This window comes from Microbacterium sp. Root166, from assembly GCF_001427145.1.
Taxonomy (GTDB): Bacteria; Actinomycetota; Actinomycetes; order Actinomycetales; family Microbacteriaceae; genus Microbacterium.
The window spans coordinates 198,743-212,795 of record NZ_LMGL01000002.1 but is presented as its reverse complement, the minus strand read 5'-3'; the positions used below and the strand labels follow the sequence as shown (position 1 = coordinate 212,795).

15 protein-coding genes and 1 tRNA gene are annotated in these 14,053 nt (G+C 67.3%); 2 read left to right on the top strand and 14 right to left on the bottom strand.

Features of this window, described 5'->3' with window-relative positions; all coding sequences use genetic code 11:
• Positions 1 to 34 precede the first annotated feature (34 nt).
• Positions 35 to 2,722 carry a hypothetical protein gene (locus ASD56_RS16175; protein WP_157535900.1) on the top strand — a complete coding sequence of 896 codons (2,688 nt, stop codon included), beginning with the start codon at positions 35 to 37 and terminating at the stop codon, positions 2,720 to 2,722.
• 76 nt (positions 2,723 to 2,798) lie between these two features.
• Here ASD56_RS16175 and ASD56_RS08785 read toward each other — a convergent pair whose 3' ends face one another.
• The 4 genes from ASD56_RS08785 to ASD56_RS08770 all read right to left on the bottom strand — a co-directional run bounded on the left by ASD56_RS08785 (position 2,799) and on the right by ASD56_RS08770 (position 5,747).
• Positions 2,799 to 3,452, bottom strand: coding sequence for a hypothetical protein (locus tag ASD56_RS08785; RefSeq protein ID WP_055964391.1), 654 nt, complete (start codon positions 3,450 to 3,452; stop codon positions 2,799 to 2,801).
• A gap of 16 nt (positions 3,453 to 3,468) precedes the next feature.
• The gene (locus ASD56_RS08780; RefSeq protein ID WP_082541391.1) at positions 3,469 to 4,272 is read right to left on the bottom strand and encodes a nuclease-related domain-containing protein; all 804 of its coding nucleotides are present in this window, start codon (positions 4,270 to 4,272) and stop codon (positions 3,469 to 3,471) included.
• A 238-nt stretch (positions 4,273 to 4,510) separates the two neighbouring features.
• Positions 4,511 to 5,479, bottom strand: coding sequence for a hypothetical protein (locus ASD56_RS08775; RefSeq protein ID WP_055964385.1), 969 nt, complete (start codon positions 5,477 to 5,479; stop codon positions 4,511 to 4,513).
• Positions 5,472 to 5,747: a hypothetical protein gene (locus ASD56_RS08770; RefSeq protein WP_055964382.1), complete on the bottom strand. Its 276-nt coding sequence runs from the start codon at positions 5,745 to 5,747 to the stop codon at positions 5,472 to 5,474. The genes ASD56_RS08775 and ASD56_RS08770 overlap by 8 nt, the downstream gene beginning before the upstream one ends.
• Before the next feature lie 94 nt (positions 5,748 to 5,841).
• On the opposite strand from ASD56_RS08770, the gene ASD56_RS08765 reads away from it, so the two are divergent.
• A complete protein-coding gene (locus ASD56_RS08765; RefSeq protein WP_055964379.1) occupies positions 5,842 to 6,132 on the top strand; it encodes a hypothetical protein in 291 nt (96 codons plus the stop codon).
• A 3-nt stretch (positions 6,133 to 6,135) separates the two neighbouring features.
• Here the strand turns inward: ASD56_RS08765 and ASD56_RS08760 are convergent, their stop codons facing one another.
• The 10 genes from ASD56_RS08760 to obgE all read right to left on the bottom strand — a co-directional run bounded on the left by ASD56_RS08760 (position 6,136) and on the right by obgE (position 13,967).
• A complete protein-coding gene (locus ASD56_RS08760) occupies positions 6,136 to 7,410 on the bottom strand; it encodes a site-specific integrase (RefSeq protein WP_157535898.1) in 1,275 nt (424 codons plus the stop codon).
• The gene (locus tag ASD56_RS08755) at positions 7,404 to 7,589 is read right to left on the bottom strand and encodes a helix-turn-helix transcriptional regulator (RefSeq protein ID WP_200947486.1); all 186 of its coding nucleotides are present in this window, start codon (positions 7,587 to 7,589) and stop codon (positions 7,404 to 7,406) included. The genes ASD56_RS08760 and ASD56_RS08755 overlap by 7 nt, the downstream gene beginning before the upstream one ends.
• Positions 7,590 to 7,794: 205 nt before the next feature.
• A tRNA-Ala gene (locus tag ASD56_RS08750) sits at positions 7,795 to 7,870 on the bottom strand.
• Between the two features lie 72 nt (positions 7,871 to 7,942).
• Positions 7,943 to 8,320, bottom strand: coding sequence for a ribosome silencing factor (gene rsfS / locus ASD56_RS08745; protein WP_055964370.1), 378 nt, complete (start codon positions 8,318 to 8,320; stop codon positions 7,943 to 7,945).
• Positions 8,317 to 9,483, bottom strand: coding sequence for a hypothetical protein (locus ASD56_RS08740; RefSeq protein WP_055964367.1), 1,167 nt, complete (start codon positions 9,481 to 9,483; stop codon positions 8,317 to 8,319). Before ASD56_RS08740 ends, rsfS begins: the two co-directional genes overlap by 4 nt.
• Positions 9,480 to 10,076, bottom strand: coding sequence for a nicotinate-nucleotide adenylyltransferase (gene nadD, locus ASD56_RS08735; RefSeq protein ID WP_055964364.1), 597 nt, complete (start codon positions 10,074 to 10,076; stop codon positions 9,480 to 9,482). The genes ASD56_RS08740 and nadD overlap by 4 nt, the downstream gene beginning before the upstream one ends.
• Before the next feature lie 9 nt (positions 10,077 to 10,085).
• Entirely contained in the window at positions 10,086 to 10,310 is a 225-nt protein-coding gene (locus tag ASD56_RS08730) for a hypothetical protein (RefSeq protein ID WP_055964360.1), read from the bottom strand.
• 52 nt (positions 10,311 to 10,362) lie between these two features.
• On the bottom strand, positions 10,363 to 11,622 hold the full coding sequence (locus tag ASD56_RS08725) for a glutamate-5-semialdehyde dehydrogenase (RefSeq protein WP_055964357.1): 1,260 nt from the start codon (positions 11,620 to 11,622) through the stop codon (positions 10,363 to 10,365).
• Between the two features lie 9 nt (positions 11,623 to 11,631).
• Positions 11,632 to 12,462, bottom strand: a complete 831-nt coding sequence (gene proB, locus ASD56_RS08720; protein ID WP_055964354.1) for a glutamate 5-kinase — start codon at positions 12,460 to 12,462, stop codon at positions 11,632 to 11,634.
• A complete protein-coding gene (gene obgE / locus ASD56_RS08715) occupies positions 12,459 to 13,967 on the bottom strand; it encodes a GTPase ObgE (protein ID WP_055964352.1) in 1,509 nt (502 codons plus the stop codon). Before obgE ends, proB begins: the two co-directional genes overlap by 4 nt.
• Positions 13,968 to 14,053: the final 86 nt, after the last annotated feature.

Genomic DNA, 14,053 nt, shown 5'->3' with positions numbered 1-14,053 from the left:
CGCAGTTTTCGGAAACCCGAACACACCGGGAGCCGTGCTGGGTGACATTCTCAACCGTCGCGGAGCGACACTCACGGAGAAGGTTGCTGCCGCTGGGAATCCCGCGACGCCGCCGGCAGTTCTGTCTCGCCTTGCCTGGCACGACGCGCCGCAGGAGATAAAGCTGGCTGTGGCGAGGAACACGTGCGCTTCCGCAGACACCCTGGGCGGCCTGTTTAGTTGGCACGATCGGGAGAAGCCGAAAATGCGGGCGATTGCCCGTTCCCTCGCCGAGAATCCTGCGACACCAACATCGACACGAGCGTACCTATACGAGCAGGAGGACCTCCGTCCGATCGTCCTGGCCACGATCCCTACGGAACCGATCGCGAAGCGGATCTCCCATGTGCGCGGTAGTGGGTACATAAGCTCGGCGACCTTCGAGCTGCTTGCGAACGATCGGGACCAGGCAGTTCGGCGAGCCGTAGCTATTTCGCCCAACGTGAAGGAGGACGTCCTCACACTGCTCGCGACTGATTCTGCGGAAGGTGTCGCTGGCGTGGCTCGAGCTCGAATTGCGAACGATGGCGCTGAGATACGGCGTCTCGCGCGAGAGAGTGACCCGGTGCTTCTCGAGGCCATCGCGCGCAACCCGCGTACTCCACCCGAGCTGAAGCCGGAGCTAGTGCTGGCGATCATTGACACGGCCGGAGAGGACCTCCTTCGTGATTACGGCAAGGAGGCGACCACGCCGGATGACGTGTTGCGGCGCCTTGCAAAGCACGAGAGTTCCAGTGTCCGATTTGCGGTCGCGTCGAGAGCGGCCGCGCCGTCAGACGTGCTGAAGATACTCGCCCTCGATCCCGCACCAAACATTCGTGCCGCCGCGGCTCGTGGGCAGGGAATGCCGGTCTCCAGCCTTGTCAGTCTCGCCGCTGACGCAGACAAGACCGTACGAAAGTCCGTTGCAGGCAACGCGTCCATGCCGCCCGAGCTGCTGATGCGGCTCGCGGTGGATGATGCGGCGGACGTCGTCGCAGCAGTGGCAGCCAATGCATCAGCCACGGCACCAGTGCTCACAAAAATAGTGAACGACCAGCTTGCTCGTAGAGCGGCGCGACCTGCGAGACCCTCGTACAGCACAGAGCGTGACACTTTCCCACTCGAACCACTCATATCGGCTGCGGCAAACTCGAACACGCCCGCCGAGGCTCTGAGCGTGCTTGTCGAGTCGGTCATGAGCGTCCTCGCGCGGTCATCGTCTCCCCGCGATCAGCGACGACTCGCGGAGGAGGCGCAAGTATGGGCGGCTCTGGCCAAGAACGATGCAGCGTCTCCGGATGTGCTCGACGCGGTGGCTCGCGGGGCTCATCGGGAGCTTTGGATGAAGGGTGACCCTGATCGGGTGCCTCGCGATCTTGAGGGGTCGCGAGAGCGGATTTTGAGTGACATCGTAGAGAACCCCGGCTCCGCGGTCGGTACCCTTGAGTTCCTCAGCGACGGCGATTGGGTGGCGCGTCGGACGACGACGCGCAGCGAACGCGATGACGGTCACACCATCACATGGACGATCTGGGATGGCAGCGCAACGGCCGCAGCCAAGGCCGACATGGCGCGCAAGGTTCGCCGCGAGATCTCGCGTCGGAGTTGGATGCGGGAGGATGGTCAAGCCGACCGGATCGGGTTTGCTGCCAATCCAGACGCATCGCCTGAGATCCTCGACGAGCTCGCCAACGATCCGGCGAATGCAGTTCGCCGGGCAGTCGCCGCCAATCGTTCGACACCAGCCGCTGCGTTCGCGCGCCTCGCTGCGGACGCTGAACCTTCGGTTCGCGTCGCCGCCGCAGGGTCGACGCATCCGGACGCCGCGATTCGTGAGCATGAGCGCTCCGGGTATACGCGAGAGCCTCGTGAGGTCGCATATCGGGCTGGGTTCGAGGTGCTGGCCCAAGACGACGATCCTGATATTCGCACCGCGGTAGCGTCGAACGCGGGCGCGTTCTGGGTCGCGCTCTCTGAGCCCGCTCGTAGCCGCATGACGTTCGACGAGCACCCCTCCGTCCGAGCGGCGGTCCTTAAGTCGATCAGCACACTGGATCACGTGTTCGGTGGCCTCGAAATCTCAGCGGCCGCGCTCGATCACATGATCAAGACGGGCAACTCCGAGACGTGGCGGACGTTGGCCGCGCGCTATGGAGAGCTCCCGATCGCGATCCTCGAACAGCTGGCGAACACGGGAGACGCCCCAACTGCAGTGCTCGTAGCGAAGGATTACTACACGAAGGGTGACCTGCTTGTCCGCCTCGCAGGATCGAACAATAGGAATGTCGTCGAGGCTGTTGCATCACGCCTCCGCTCCGGAGACCCCCGCGGCAACGACGACGCGGTCCGAAAGGCGCTGATCCGCAACCCGCACGCACCCGAGCTCTTCCTCCGACAGGTCGCATGCGGCGGGACCAAAGATGAAGACATGATCAACTTGGCGATCAAGCATCCAAACTTCCCGGAGTCGATGTTGATTGGGTTCGCCGAGGGAACGGATCAACAGCGGATCATGGCCGCGGCATCCAGCCGCAATCCGAAAGCAGTCGCCGCCGTCGCAGCAAACGAGCACGCATCATTGGAGGCTCTCACTTACGTCGCAGTTCACGGCGGGCAAGGGGCTCGAGAGGCGTTGCTAGTCAACAAGAAGACTCCTCCCGAGCTACTCCTGCGGCTGATCGAGGAGACCCCCGGGCGGTAGGCCCGTGGGACCTGGCCAATCGCGGCCTAGCAGACGTCATCGATAGGCTCGCAGACGACGTCGCAGCCGCGGCGCGCTAGCGAGGGCCGTCGACTGGCACGCCGCCGACGTCCCAATACGCGACGAAGCGCGGCGGTCGCCGTCTCCTTGATTGCGCAGTGAATCGGTCAGCAGGTTCATGATCCAGGTCGGGGACGGGCCAGCCGGCAATCGTGGCAGGGCTTGCGTGCCGGTACTCGGCGGTGAGCCGCTCGGCAAGTGGCTGGATCAACTCGGCCACGAGGGCGCTCATCCGGTCGACAGCGTCGGCGATGCGGCGAGCCGTGGTCTGCGGAAGATTGTGGCGGATCGTGATCGGCAGCACCTGGCGGACAGTCCCTTCAGCCGTGAGCGAGGCAAGGGGCAACGACATCGAGAGTTCCGACTGCGAATGCGCGATGGTCGTGTTCCGGTAGCCGCGAATCATGTCGTGCGCTTCGACCAGATCGTCAGGGACTGGAACATACGCGAGGAGGCCGGGCCGGACGTTGGAGTGCGCGAACGCACGCATGTAGGCGACCACGGCGTAGCTTGTCAGCGGCTGCCAGAGCGGCGATTCGTGTCCTGCTTCCAATGCCTGCTCGATCGCGTCACTCGCCTCGGACAAGTCGTCCGAGTAGGAACTCAACTCGGCTAGCAGCCGAGAATCGGGAGTGTCGGGAAGCATCGCGATGGTCGGACTCAGCGGCATGAGTCCATCATGCGAGCTATCCGCCAAGGAGCGTTGCATAGGCATTGATGGAGAGAGTCGCGGCCACCACTATGCCGCCAAGCAGACCGGCCGTTCCCCACAACATCCGCACGCGCCGCGCGGCGCCCACTTCGCGGCGAAGAGCGGCGAATGCCGTGAGGTCCGGTTCCGAGGAGGCGCCGGATGTCGTACCCCATGCCTCCGGGCGCGTCAGCATCTCAGCGAGGCGGTCGCGCGCATCAGCCGTGAGCATGGCTGTGCGCCGGGTGAGCCAGCGGACCAGTTCGGTGTCTCGGAGCACCGTCACGTCCACGGGTCGGTCACGGATCGTGACGCTGCGGGCTCCGACGAGAACGATCGCCGGGTAGACGTCGATCGGCTCCCCCGCGACCGCCATCAGCTTCCTGGCGATCCGCTGCGCCTCGTAGCGGGAGTTGCGCAGATGATCGGTCTTCTGGCCGTTGACTAGAAGCCGCGTGCTTCCGACCCAGATCCGGGCGTCGTCGTGGAACTTCGTGTTGATCGTGAACACTCCGGCAGGACCGACAACGACGTGGTCGATGTCACTCCCCCGATCGCCGATCGGGACGGAATGCAGCACCGTCCAGTCGGGCCCGAGCTTCGCCAGGCGCTCCGCGACCTGTAGCTCACCGAGTGCGCCGAGATACCAGGGTCGCGAGTCGACCGATAGCGGGGACTGACCGAACACGCGCGACACGCGGGATCGGGCAGGGACACCGGCCTGAGCGCTCAGGCACGCCGAGATCACCGCCGCGGCGGGGACAGAGCCGACCCCGTCCGCAGGTGCAGTCGTGGTCATCGGCGGCGACCCCGTCGGGTCGGTGTCAGTTGTAACCAAAGAGCGCCGACGATAATCCCTACGAACAGGATCACCGTCCACGGGTTCGCCGCGACCCCCGCCCACAGCATTCCAAGCCCTGCGGCAACACCGTCCCCAACGACTTCCCCATAGTCGACCATTCGCTCAGCCTAGAGGTGCGCTGCGACACCATTCGCGAAGCGCGCGGCTCTCCCGAGCATGCCCGAATGCGGATCGATCAGAGCGTGATGTCGGGTCGCCGTTGGGCGTAATCGGTCGTGAGCCAGCGAAAGATCGTCAGCGATGACGTCGGGGACGCAGCGTTGGCGCGCAGATAGCCCCGGCTTGCGAACTCGAGGGCGTGACGGCGTGGCTCCGTGTATACGTCGAGCGGCAGCATCCCGCCCCGGAACCGCACGCGGGATGCCTCCGCGACCCGTGCCCGTAACTCGACCTCGTGATCGGCAAAGTACTCCTCAGCGATCGCTAGGATCTCACGCGCGACACGTCGGTTCTCCGAACGCTCCCGCCACGCGTGCACCAAGTCCGGAGGAGTCGGATCGTCCTGATTTCTAATTCGGGCGATGTCTTCACCGGTCCGCTTCTGCGCGAAGAATGCGTCCGCCGCGGCATCGTTGTGACGTCGCTCCGGCGCGTGAACCCGGTGGAGCTGTCGCTCGGGCAGTCCGGCACGCGCGCGGCGACGCTGCAGGCGCCTTGTCTCGTTCTCGTGCTCACGATAGGTCGCACGTTGCTCAGGAGTGGGCGACCATGCCGGGTCGCGGCCGGCAGCCCGGGCCCGGTCGACCGCGCGGCGTCGAGCCTCGTTCGCCTTCGCTGGGTCTGCAGCCTCACGCGCCCGCCGCCGCTCAGCGATCGCGTCGCGGTTCCGGTGGTAATAGTCGCGCTGCGCCTGCTTGTACGTCTCCGGGTGCTTCTGCTTGTAGCGCTCGCGCGCTTGCTGACGCTCCTCCGGGTGCTCCGCTGCCCACGCTCTTGCGCGATCTATCCCCTTCTGACGGCGCGCCTTCTCCTCCCGCTCGCGCTGAGCACGATCACGCTCCCGCTCGCGGTTCTTCCGGCGGATGTCCTCACGGTTCCGCTCACGGTACTCGGCGTAGTAGGTCGGGTGCGCGTCGTTCCATGCCTTCCGCTGCGCGGCCAGGCGCGCTGCCCGCTCGTCGTCGCTCGGCTGCGCGTCACTCATGGTGCTCCACTGCGAGAACGCCGTCGAGCTCAACGAGAGCCGTGAACAACTCCTCGCGCGTCGCGGTGGGGTCCGTGATCGCTCCTTCGAAGAGCGCACGCATCCGTTCCCGCTCTACGTCGGCCACATCGCCCAGCCGCGCGAGACACCATTCGATGTCGTCGGCGAGGCTGTAGCTCGGATCATCCACCTCGATGCCGGGGTAGTACAGGAACGCGAGCACAGCCACGTGCTCGAGGACGGCGTCAGCGCGCTCACGATCGCTCATGGCATGAAGGTGCGCACCCAGCGCCCACGATTCACACGGCGATGTCTGCAGGTCGTTCTACTCTCTCATCCGTGTCGGCCGGAGGAGGAACCCCATGGTCGACCAGCGCCGATGGCACCCGTTCCTGGCAGCGCAGGAAAATCCCACGGGCACCTGGAGCCTGCTCGACGCATACGACCGCGTGTACGGCACGATCGAGATCCGCCGAGTGAGCGACGACGACGTTCGCTACCGTGTCAGCTTCCGCGGCGAAGTCATCGGCTGGTCAAGCACCCTCCGCCTCGCCTGCGAGCGCGTCCACGGCGAGTTCCTGCGGAACCACGGCCCGAATGGCGGGCCGATCGCGAGTTGGGGCACGAACGATCGAGATCAACCGATCGAATAGGCACTAGGCCGCTTCGATGTCTTCCTCGTCGAGGAAGTCGAGCGCCGGATTGTCGACCGCTTCGTCGTCCGTCGAGAGCAGCGAGGTATCGGGGTTCACCCGGCGTAGGGTCCGTTCGAGGATTCCTGCCGGCCCCCGATCCACGCTGCGGTCGGGCTCGATGTAGTGCCCTTCTGTGATCGCGGTCGATCCGTGGCCGAGGAAGGTGGCGGCAGCGTCGGCGCTCGCCCCGCGCGCGATGACCGTTGCACCCGTCCGCCGATACCAGCGCAACGTGATCCCCTCCCCCGCGAGATCTGCCAGCTCGAGGAACGCTCGGAAGGTACGTCGCACATTGAACGGGCTCAGTGGCTTGCCCGCGCGATTGGCGAAGATGGTCCGTCCCGGGTCGGTAGTCAAGATGCCGGCGAGCCGTGCTCGAACGACGTCCGCAGCGAAATCGGGAACTGCGATTCGGCGGATAGAGTGCTCGGTCTTTGGGTGGTCTTGACGGACGGCACCGCTGCCGGTGCGCAACACGACCGTCCCCGTCACCGAGATCGTCATACCGCTGGGACCGTCCTCTACATCGGACACGCGGAGAGCGAGGCACTCGCCGATGCGCAGCGCGGTGCCGAGGAGCACCTCGATGATGTCGCGCACCTGCCCGTCGGGCTTGGGTCCCTTGACGTCGGGTCCGGTCCGCCAGCGACCCGCGGCATCGCGGATCGCGTTGATCTGCTCCACGGTCAACGCCTGACGCTCGCCCTTCGGCCGGCGCAATGGGCTCGTTCCCTGCACCGGATTCCGCGGAATCGCGTCGTGCCGGAGAGCAAAGCCGAAGAGTTGATTAAGAATCGTCCGCGAGTGGTGCGCACGAGAGAACGACACGGCCCTCTCAGAGCGGAGGAACCACTCCACGCGGCCGGTGGTGAGCTCACCGAGTGAGAAGTGCTCGAACTGCGGCCGCACGCGGAGGCGGAGATCATCGCGGTAGTTCTTCTTCGTCCCATCCGACAGCTCCCGCATCTCCAGATCCTCGAGCCACAGATCGGCGAGGTCACGGAAGGAGCTGCTGAGATCGAGCAGACCTCCCGCCCCGAAGCCCGGTCTGTCCAGCAGGCGCTCCCTCAAACGGGCTCGAGCGGCCGACTCCGTGCGGGCCGCGCCCGTCACTCTGCGCAGACGCCCGTCGGCGTCACGAATGCGCGCCAAGGCTACGTACGACGCGCCTCGCCTTCTGACACTGATGGTTCCGTATGAGCCAATCAGCGTGCGTGGCCGCCCGCCATTCACCACGCACCGCCGGCGTGACGCCGCTCGTCGGCCAGCTCCATGCGGTGGACCCACGCGTCGATCTCGCTCTTGCGAAACCGCAACTGCGTGCCGACACGGAACCCACGCGGGCCACGACCCTTGCTCCGCAGGTCATAGATCGTCTGGACGGAAACCTTTAGCTCGGCGGCAAGCTCGGCCAACGAGACGTAGTCCCCATGTCCCGACTCTGAGGTGCCAACAGCGTCCATATAGCGAAGGTGCGCGGGCGGTGCCGCGTACCTTCCAGATACTTCGAGAAGGTCCGAGAGCGCGCTGCGTCGACTCGGCGAAGTGTCCAGTAAACGACTACCAAACATTGAAGCTCCCTGATCAGGGAGTGAAGATTTGGTACTTTACCGGGAGTTTTGGTGGACCTGAGGGGACTCGAACCCCTGACCCCCTGCATGCCATGCAGGTGCGCTACCAGCTGCGCCACAGGCCCTTGTTCTGCTGCCCCGCGGGGCAACTCGACAAGCTTACAACACGTCAGCGCGTGGTCCGAACCACGCCCGGCCTACTCCGCGGGCGCGGGAGCCGGCAGTTCGATGGGGACCACGGGGCAGTCCTTCCAGAGCCGCTCCAGGCCGTAGTACATGCGCTCCTCCTCGTGGAAGACGTGCACGACGAGGTCGCCGAAGTCCAACAGCACCCAGCGCGATTCCGCGCGTCCCTCGCGGCGCAGCCGCTTGTGTCCGGCCTGGTGCAGCTGGTCTTCGATCTCGTCCGCGATCGCGGCGACGTTGCGCTCACTGCGTCCCGTGACGAGGAGGAAGATGTCGACGAGCGGCAGCGGCTCCGACACGTCCAGGGCGATGAGATCCTCGCCGCCCTTGGAGTCCGCCGCGATGGCCGCGATCTGAAGCATGTCGTGGGATTGTGCGGTCGCTGTCATGCGAAAACTCCTGTCGCGAAGGCGAGGATGAGCACGCCCACAAGGGCGAGCGCCAGCGCGCCCGCGGTGATGGCGAGCGTCATCATGAGTCGGCTGCCCTTTTCGGGGGCCGGGGGCTTGATGACTTCGCCGGATGTCTTGACCGTGCTCACCGCTGCGCTTGCCGCGATGGGAGTCGGAGAGGAATGGGCGGGAAGCTCGCCGTCCACGAGCGTGGCGTCGATCTCCTTGCCGTCGGCCGTCCCGCGAGCGTGCCCGGTCGAACCGAGCCCCTCGGGGAGGTTGAGGGTGCCGGTGATCATGACCTCGCCCGTCGCCGTGACAGCCGCGCCCAGGGGGGCGACCTCCGGGGCCTGAGAGAGGATCAGCGCGTTGGGCATCGACACCGAGCCGGTCGAGCGTGACAGCAGCTGGTCGAAGGACGGCGGCAGGTCGGCGAGGACGGGCTCGCCTTCGAGAAGGCCCGCACCCAGCAGCGGGCTGACGACGCGTTCCTGCTCGTCGGCTGCACGCTCGTCGGACTCGGACTCGGAGTCGGATTCGGGCTGCGCCCACGGCGAGAACGCCGAGGCGGGCTCACGGTCGGTCGCCACGGCGACCGCGGCCGGAGCGGCGGCCTCATCGCGAATGATCGGAGCCGGCGAGGTGTGCAGTCCGAAGAGGTCGTGCATGCCGCTGTCGAGGCTCGGGCTCTCGGCGTGCGTCAGCGGAGGGGTCGCGGCGACGGGAGCGGAGCCGGTGGTGGCCGCATGAGCGGCGGCGACCTCAGGGGTGATGACGGGCACGGAGGCCGTGCGGATGCGCTCCTGCTGACGTGCCTGACGACGGGTCAGCGGCGAGGCGCCGAGATCGACCGATGAATCGGCGTCGGGAGCGGGGCCGACGACGGCGGGCTCTGCCGCCCGCGGCAGCGGAGCGGCGGACCAGGTGGGCATCGCGGCAGCCGCAGGCTGAGCCGGCGGGGCGGGGTCGGCCTCCGGCGCCGCTTCGACGACCTCGGGCGTGGTCTCCTCGGCTTCGACCTCAGGGGCCCCCTCGGGCGCGGCGGACGGCGCCTGGTCGATCTCCTCAGGCGTGATGACGGGCGTCGACCCGGTGTTGCGGATCTCGCGAATCTGTTTGCGTGTCAGCGGTGGGTTCGCCGGCTGCTCAGGTGTGCTCATTCCTTGCTCCGGTAGAGGTGATGCTTCGCAATGTATTGGACAACCCCGTCGGGCACGAGGTACCACACGGGATGTCCGCGTCCGACGCGGTCACGGCAGTCGGTGGACGAGATGGCGAGAGCGGGTATCTCGAGCTGGCTCACGTCTTCGCTGGGCAGTCCCTCCGTGCTCAGCACATGGCCCGGACGGGAGACGGCGACGAAGTGCGCGAGGTCCCACAACTCATCATGGTCCCTCCAACTGAGAATTTGCGCCAAGGCGTCGGCACCGGTGATGAAGTACAGCTCCGCATCGGGCCGCTGCGCCTTCAGATCGCGCAGTGTGTCGATCGTGTAGGTGGGGCCCGATCGGTCGATGTCGACGCGGCTCACCGTGAACTGCGGATTGGATGCCGTGGCGATGACCGTCATCAGGTAGCGGTGCTCGCTCAGCGAGACGTCTTCCTTCTGCCACGGCTGTCCGGTAGGTACGAAGACGACCTCGTCGAGATCGAAAGACTGCGCGACCTCGCTGGCGGCGACCAGGTGCCCATGATGGATGGGATCGAATGTCCCACCCATGACCCCGATTCGCGGGGTGGACGCCACCGTCATCCAGTCGACCTAGTGGCCGTGTCCTGCCTGGTGCACGTCGTTCGCGTGAGCACGCGCATACGCCTCGGCCTTGTGCGCGTGCCGGTTGGCGACGTTGCGGTACGAGAGCGTGACGAGTGCGAGAGCCGCGAAGACGCACACGGCGATGATGCCGTAGCCGACCGTCTCGAGTGCCACGTTGCCGTGGTGCTCGGATTCTTCCGCGGCGAGGGCGACAATCGTGGCGAGGGTCATTCGGGCTCCGTTCGGTTCGCCTCTGGGGTCAGGCTGGATCCAGTTTAGGCGGTCAGACGCGTACTTGTCCGCCGCCCCGCGCCAGCCACTTGGTGCTGGTGAGCTCGGTGAGGCCCATCGGGCCGCGCGCGTGCAGCTTCTGCGTCGAGATCCCGACCTCGGCGCCGAAGCCGAACTCGCCTCCGTCGGTGAAGCGGGTGGACGCGTTCGCCATCACGACGGCGGAGTCGACCTCGGCGAGGAAGCGCTCGGCGTTGGCCTCGTCGTCGGTGATGATCGACTCGGTGTGGTGGGTCGAGTAGCGGCGGATGTGCTCGAGCGCCTCATCGAGGTCGTCGACCACGCGCATCGAGATGTCGAGGCTGAGATACTCCGTCGACCAGTCGTCCTCGGTCGCCGCGGTGACGCCGTCCGCCAGGGCCGCGACCGTCTCGTCACCGTGCACCGTCACGCCCTGTGCGCGCAGCGCGTCCACGACGGGCGGAACCAGGCGGGGCGCGGCATCCCGTAGTACCAGCACGGTCTCCACCGAGTTGCAGACGCTCGGGCGCTGCACCTTGGCGTTGACGACGATGTCGCGCGCCCACTCCAGCCGGGCGGACTCGTCGAGCACGATGTGGACCACGCCCGCGCCCGTCTCGATCACGGGTACGGAGGACTCCGTGACGACGGTCTCGATCAGCTGGGCGCTGCCACGGGGAACCAGCACGTCGATCAGGCCGCGCGCCTGCATCAGCTCGCGGGCTCCTTCGCGGCCGAACTCGTCGACGGTCTGGATCGCCTCGGGATCGATGCCCCGGTCGGCCAGCGCGCCGCGCATGGCCTGGATCAGCGCGGCGTTGGTCCGCTCCGCCGCCGAGCCGCCGCGGAGCACGACCGCATTGCCCGATCTCAGCGCGAGAGCGGTGATGTCGACGGTGACGTTCGGCCGCGCCTCGTAGATCGAGCCCACGACACCGAACGGCACGGCGACCTTCGTCAGCGAGACGCCGTTCGCCAGTGTGCGCTCGTCGAGCACGCGACCGATGGGGTCGGGCAGTGCGGCGATGTCGCGCACCGCCGCGGCCAGGGCGGAGACGCGGTCGGCGTCCAGCCGCAGTCGGTCCTGGAGGCCCTCGGCCATGCCGCCGGCGCGCCCTCGCTCGAGGTCCTCGGCGTTCGCTGCGACGATCTGCGGCGCCGCCTGCTCGATCGCATCGGCGATCGCGCGAAGCGCGTCGCTCTTCTCGGTGTCGCCGAGAAGGCCGATGGTGCGTGCGGCGTCCTTGGCCAGCAGCATCCGCTCTCGGGCTGTCGTCGCCGTCGTGGTCATCCGGTCAGTTTATCGCTGGGCGGTGCGCACCGGACCCGTGGGCAGAGGTGCCGCGGGGTCGGGGTTCGGCTGGAACCACGTGCCGATCGGCTCGCCGGAGAGAGCCTCCGCGACGAGGTCGGCGCTCGTGACCAGCACGCCGATTCCGGATGCCGCGGCCAGCCGCGCTGCGGAAACCTTGGTCGCCGCTCCCCCGGTGCCCACGCTGTTGACGACGACGGAGCCGAACTCGAACCCGTGGAGGTCCTCGTCGTGCGCCACGCGCCGGATCGGCACTGCGCCGGGCTCCCCCGGCGGCTTCGTGTACAGGGACTCGATGTCGCTGAGCAGCACGAGAACGTCGGCCCCGATGAGCTGGGCCACCATCGCCGCGAGGCGGTCGTTGTCGCCGAAGCGGATCTCGTGGGTCGCCACGGTGTCGTTCTCGTTGACGATCGGCAGGATGCGCAGTCCGAGCAGCCGCTCCATCGCGCGGCGCGCGTTCGAGCGGTGGGTGCTGTTCTCGAGGTCGCCGGCAGTGAGCAGCACCTGGCCTGCCACGATCTCGAACGGGCGAAGAGCCGCCTGGTAGCGGTAGATCAGCAGGTTCTGCCCGACAGCGGCTGCGGCCTGCTGCGTCGCGAGATCGCTCGGGCGCTCGTCGAGATGCAGGAAGGGCATGCCGGTCGCGATGGCGCCGGACGACACCAGCACGACCTCGGCGCCGCGGGCGTGCGCAGCAGCGATGGCGTCGACGATCGGACCGATCTTCGCGGCGTTCTCACCGCTGATGGACGACGATCCCACCTTGACGACGACGCGCCGCGCGGAGCGGATGCCGTCACGCTCGAGTGCGATCACTCGTCGCCCTCCGCGCTCCAGTCCGCCTTCGCAAGGCGTTCCGCTTCGAGTTCGGCGCGGGCATCGGCCTTCGCGTCCATCATCTCGTGGTACCGCTCGCGGCGCTCCGATGTGGTGCGGCGGCTGCTCTGCAGGAGGCGAGGGTCGGTGCCGCGAGGCGCGGTAGCCAGCTCGGCGACGGACTTGAGCGAGGGCTCCCAGTCGAAGACGATGCCGTCGCCCTCGCCGATGACCACGGTGGCGCCCGGGATCGCGCCGGCGCGGAAGAGCTCGTCCTCGACGCCGAGCTTCTCGAGCCGGTCGGCCAGGTATCCCACGGCCTCCTCGTTCTGGAAGTCCGTCTGCTGCACCCAGCGCACCGGCTTCTCGCCGAGGATGCGGTAGATGTTGCCGTACGTGCCGCCTTCGACGCGCACCCAGAAGTCCTTCTGCGAGCCCTTGGGGCGGATGACGATGCGCTCGGGCGCGGGAGTCTTGGCCAGCTCGATGCGGTGCTTCTCGACGATGTCGCCGAGCGCGAAGTTCAGCTGGCGGAGTCCTTCGTGGCTCACCGTGGAGATCTCGAACACGCGGTACCCGCGCTCCTCGAGCTCGGGGCGCACCAGATCGGCGAGATCCTTCGCCTCGGGGACATCGACCTTGTTGAGGGCGATGAGCTGGGGACGCTCGAGCAGCGGCGTCTGGCCTTCGGGGACCGGATAGGCGCCGAGCTCGGCGAGGATCACATCGAGGTCCGTGAGCGGATCGCGGCCCGGATCGAGCGTGGCGCAGTCCAGCACGTGCACGAGCGCCGTGCAGCGCTCGACGTGGCGGAGGAACTCCAGGCCGAGGCCCTTGCCCTCGCTGGCACCCTCGATCAGTCCGGGCACGTCGGCGACGGTGTAGCGCGTGTCGCCGGCCTGAACGACGCCGAGGTTGGGGTGAAGGGTCGTGAAGGGGTAGTCCGCGATCTTGGGCCGCGCGGCGGAGATCGCGGCGATGAGGCTGGACTTGCCCGCGGAGGGGAAGCCGACCAGGGCCACATCGGCGACGGTCTTCAGCTCGAGGAGGACGTCGCCCTCCCACCCGGGCGTGCCGAGCAGCGCGAATCCGGGGGCCTTGCGCTTCTGGCTCGACAGCGCCGCGTTGCCGAGGCCGCCGATGCCGCCGGGCGCGACGACGAAGCGCATACCGGGGTCGATCATGTCGACGAGCGGCTCGCCGGAGACGTCCTTGACGAGCGTGCCGACCGGGACGGGCAGCTCGAGGGTCTCGCCGGCGGCGCCGGAGCGGTGATCACCCATGCCGAAGCCGCCGTTGCCGCCGGAGCGGTGGGGCGAGTGGTGGTACGACAGCAGGGTCGTGACCTGCGGGTCTGCGACGAGCACGACGTCGCCGCCGTGGCCGCCGTTGCCGCCGTCGGGGCCGGCGAGCGGCTTGAACTTCTCCCGCTTCACCGAGACGCAGCCGTTGCCGCCCTTGCCGGCACTCAGATGCAGCGTTACACGATCGACGAACGTGACCATGCGATCCCCCTCACGGAGCTGTCTGGGTCATGCCCAGAGTAAAGGGAAAGGGGCGAGCCGAAGCCCGCCCCTTCCTCGAGAATGTG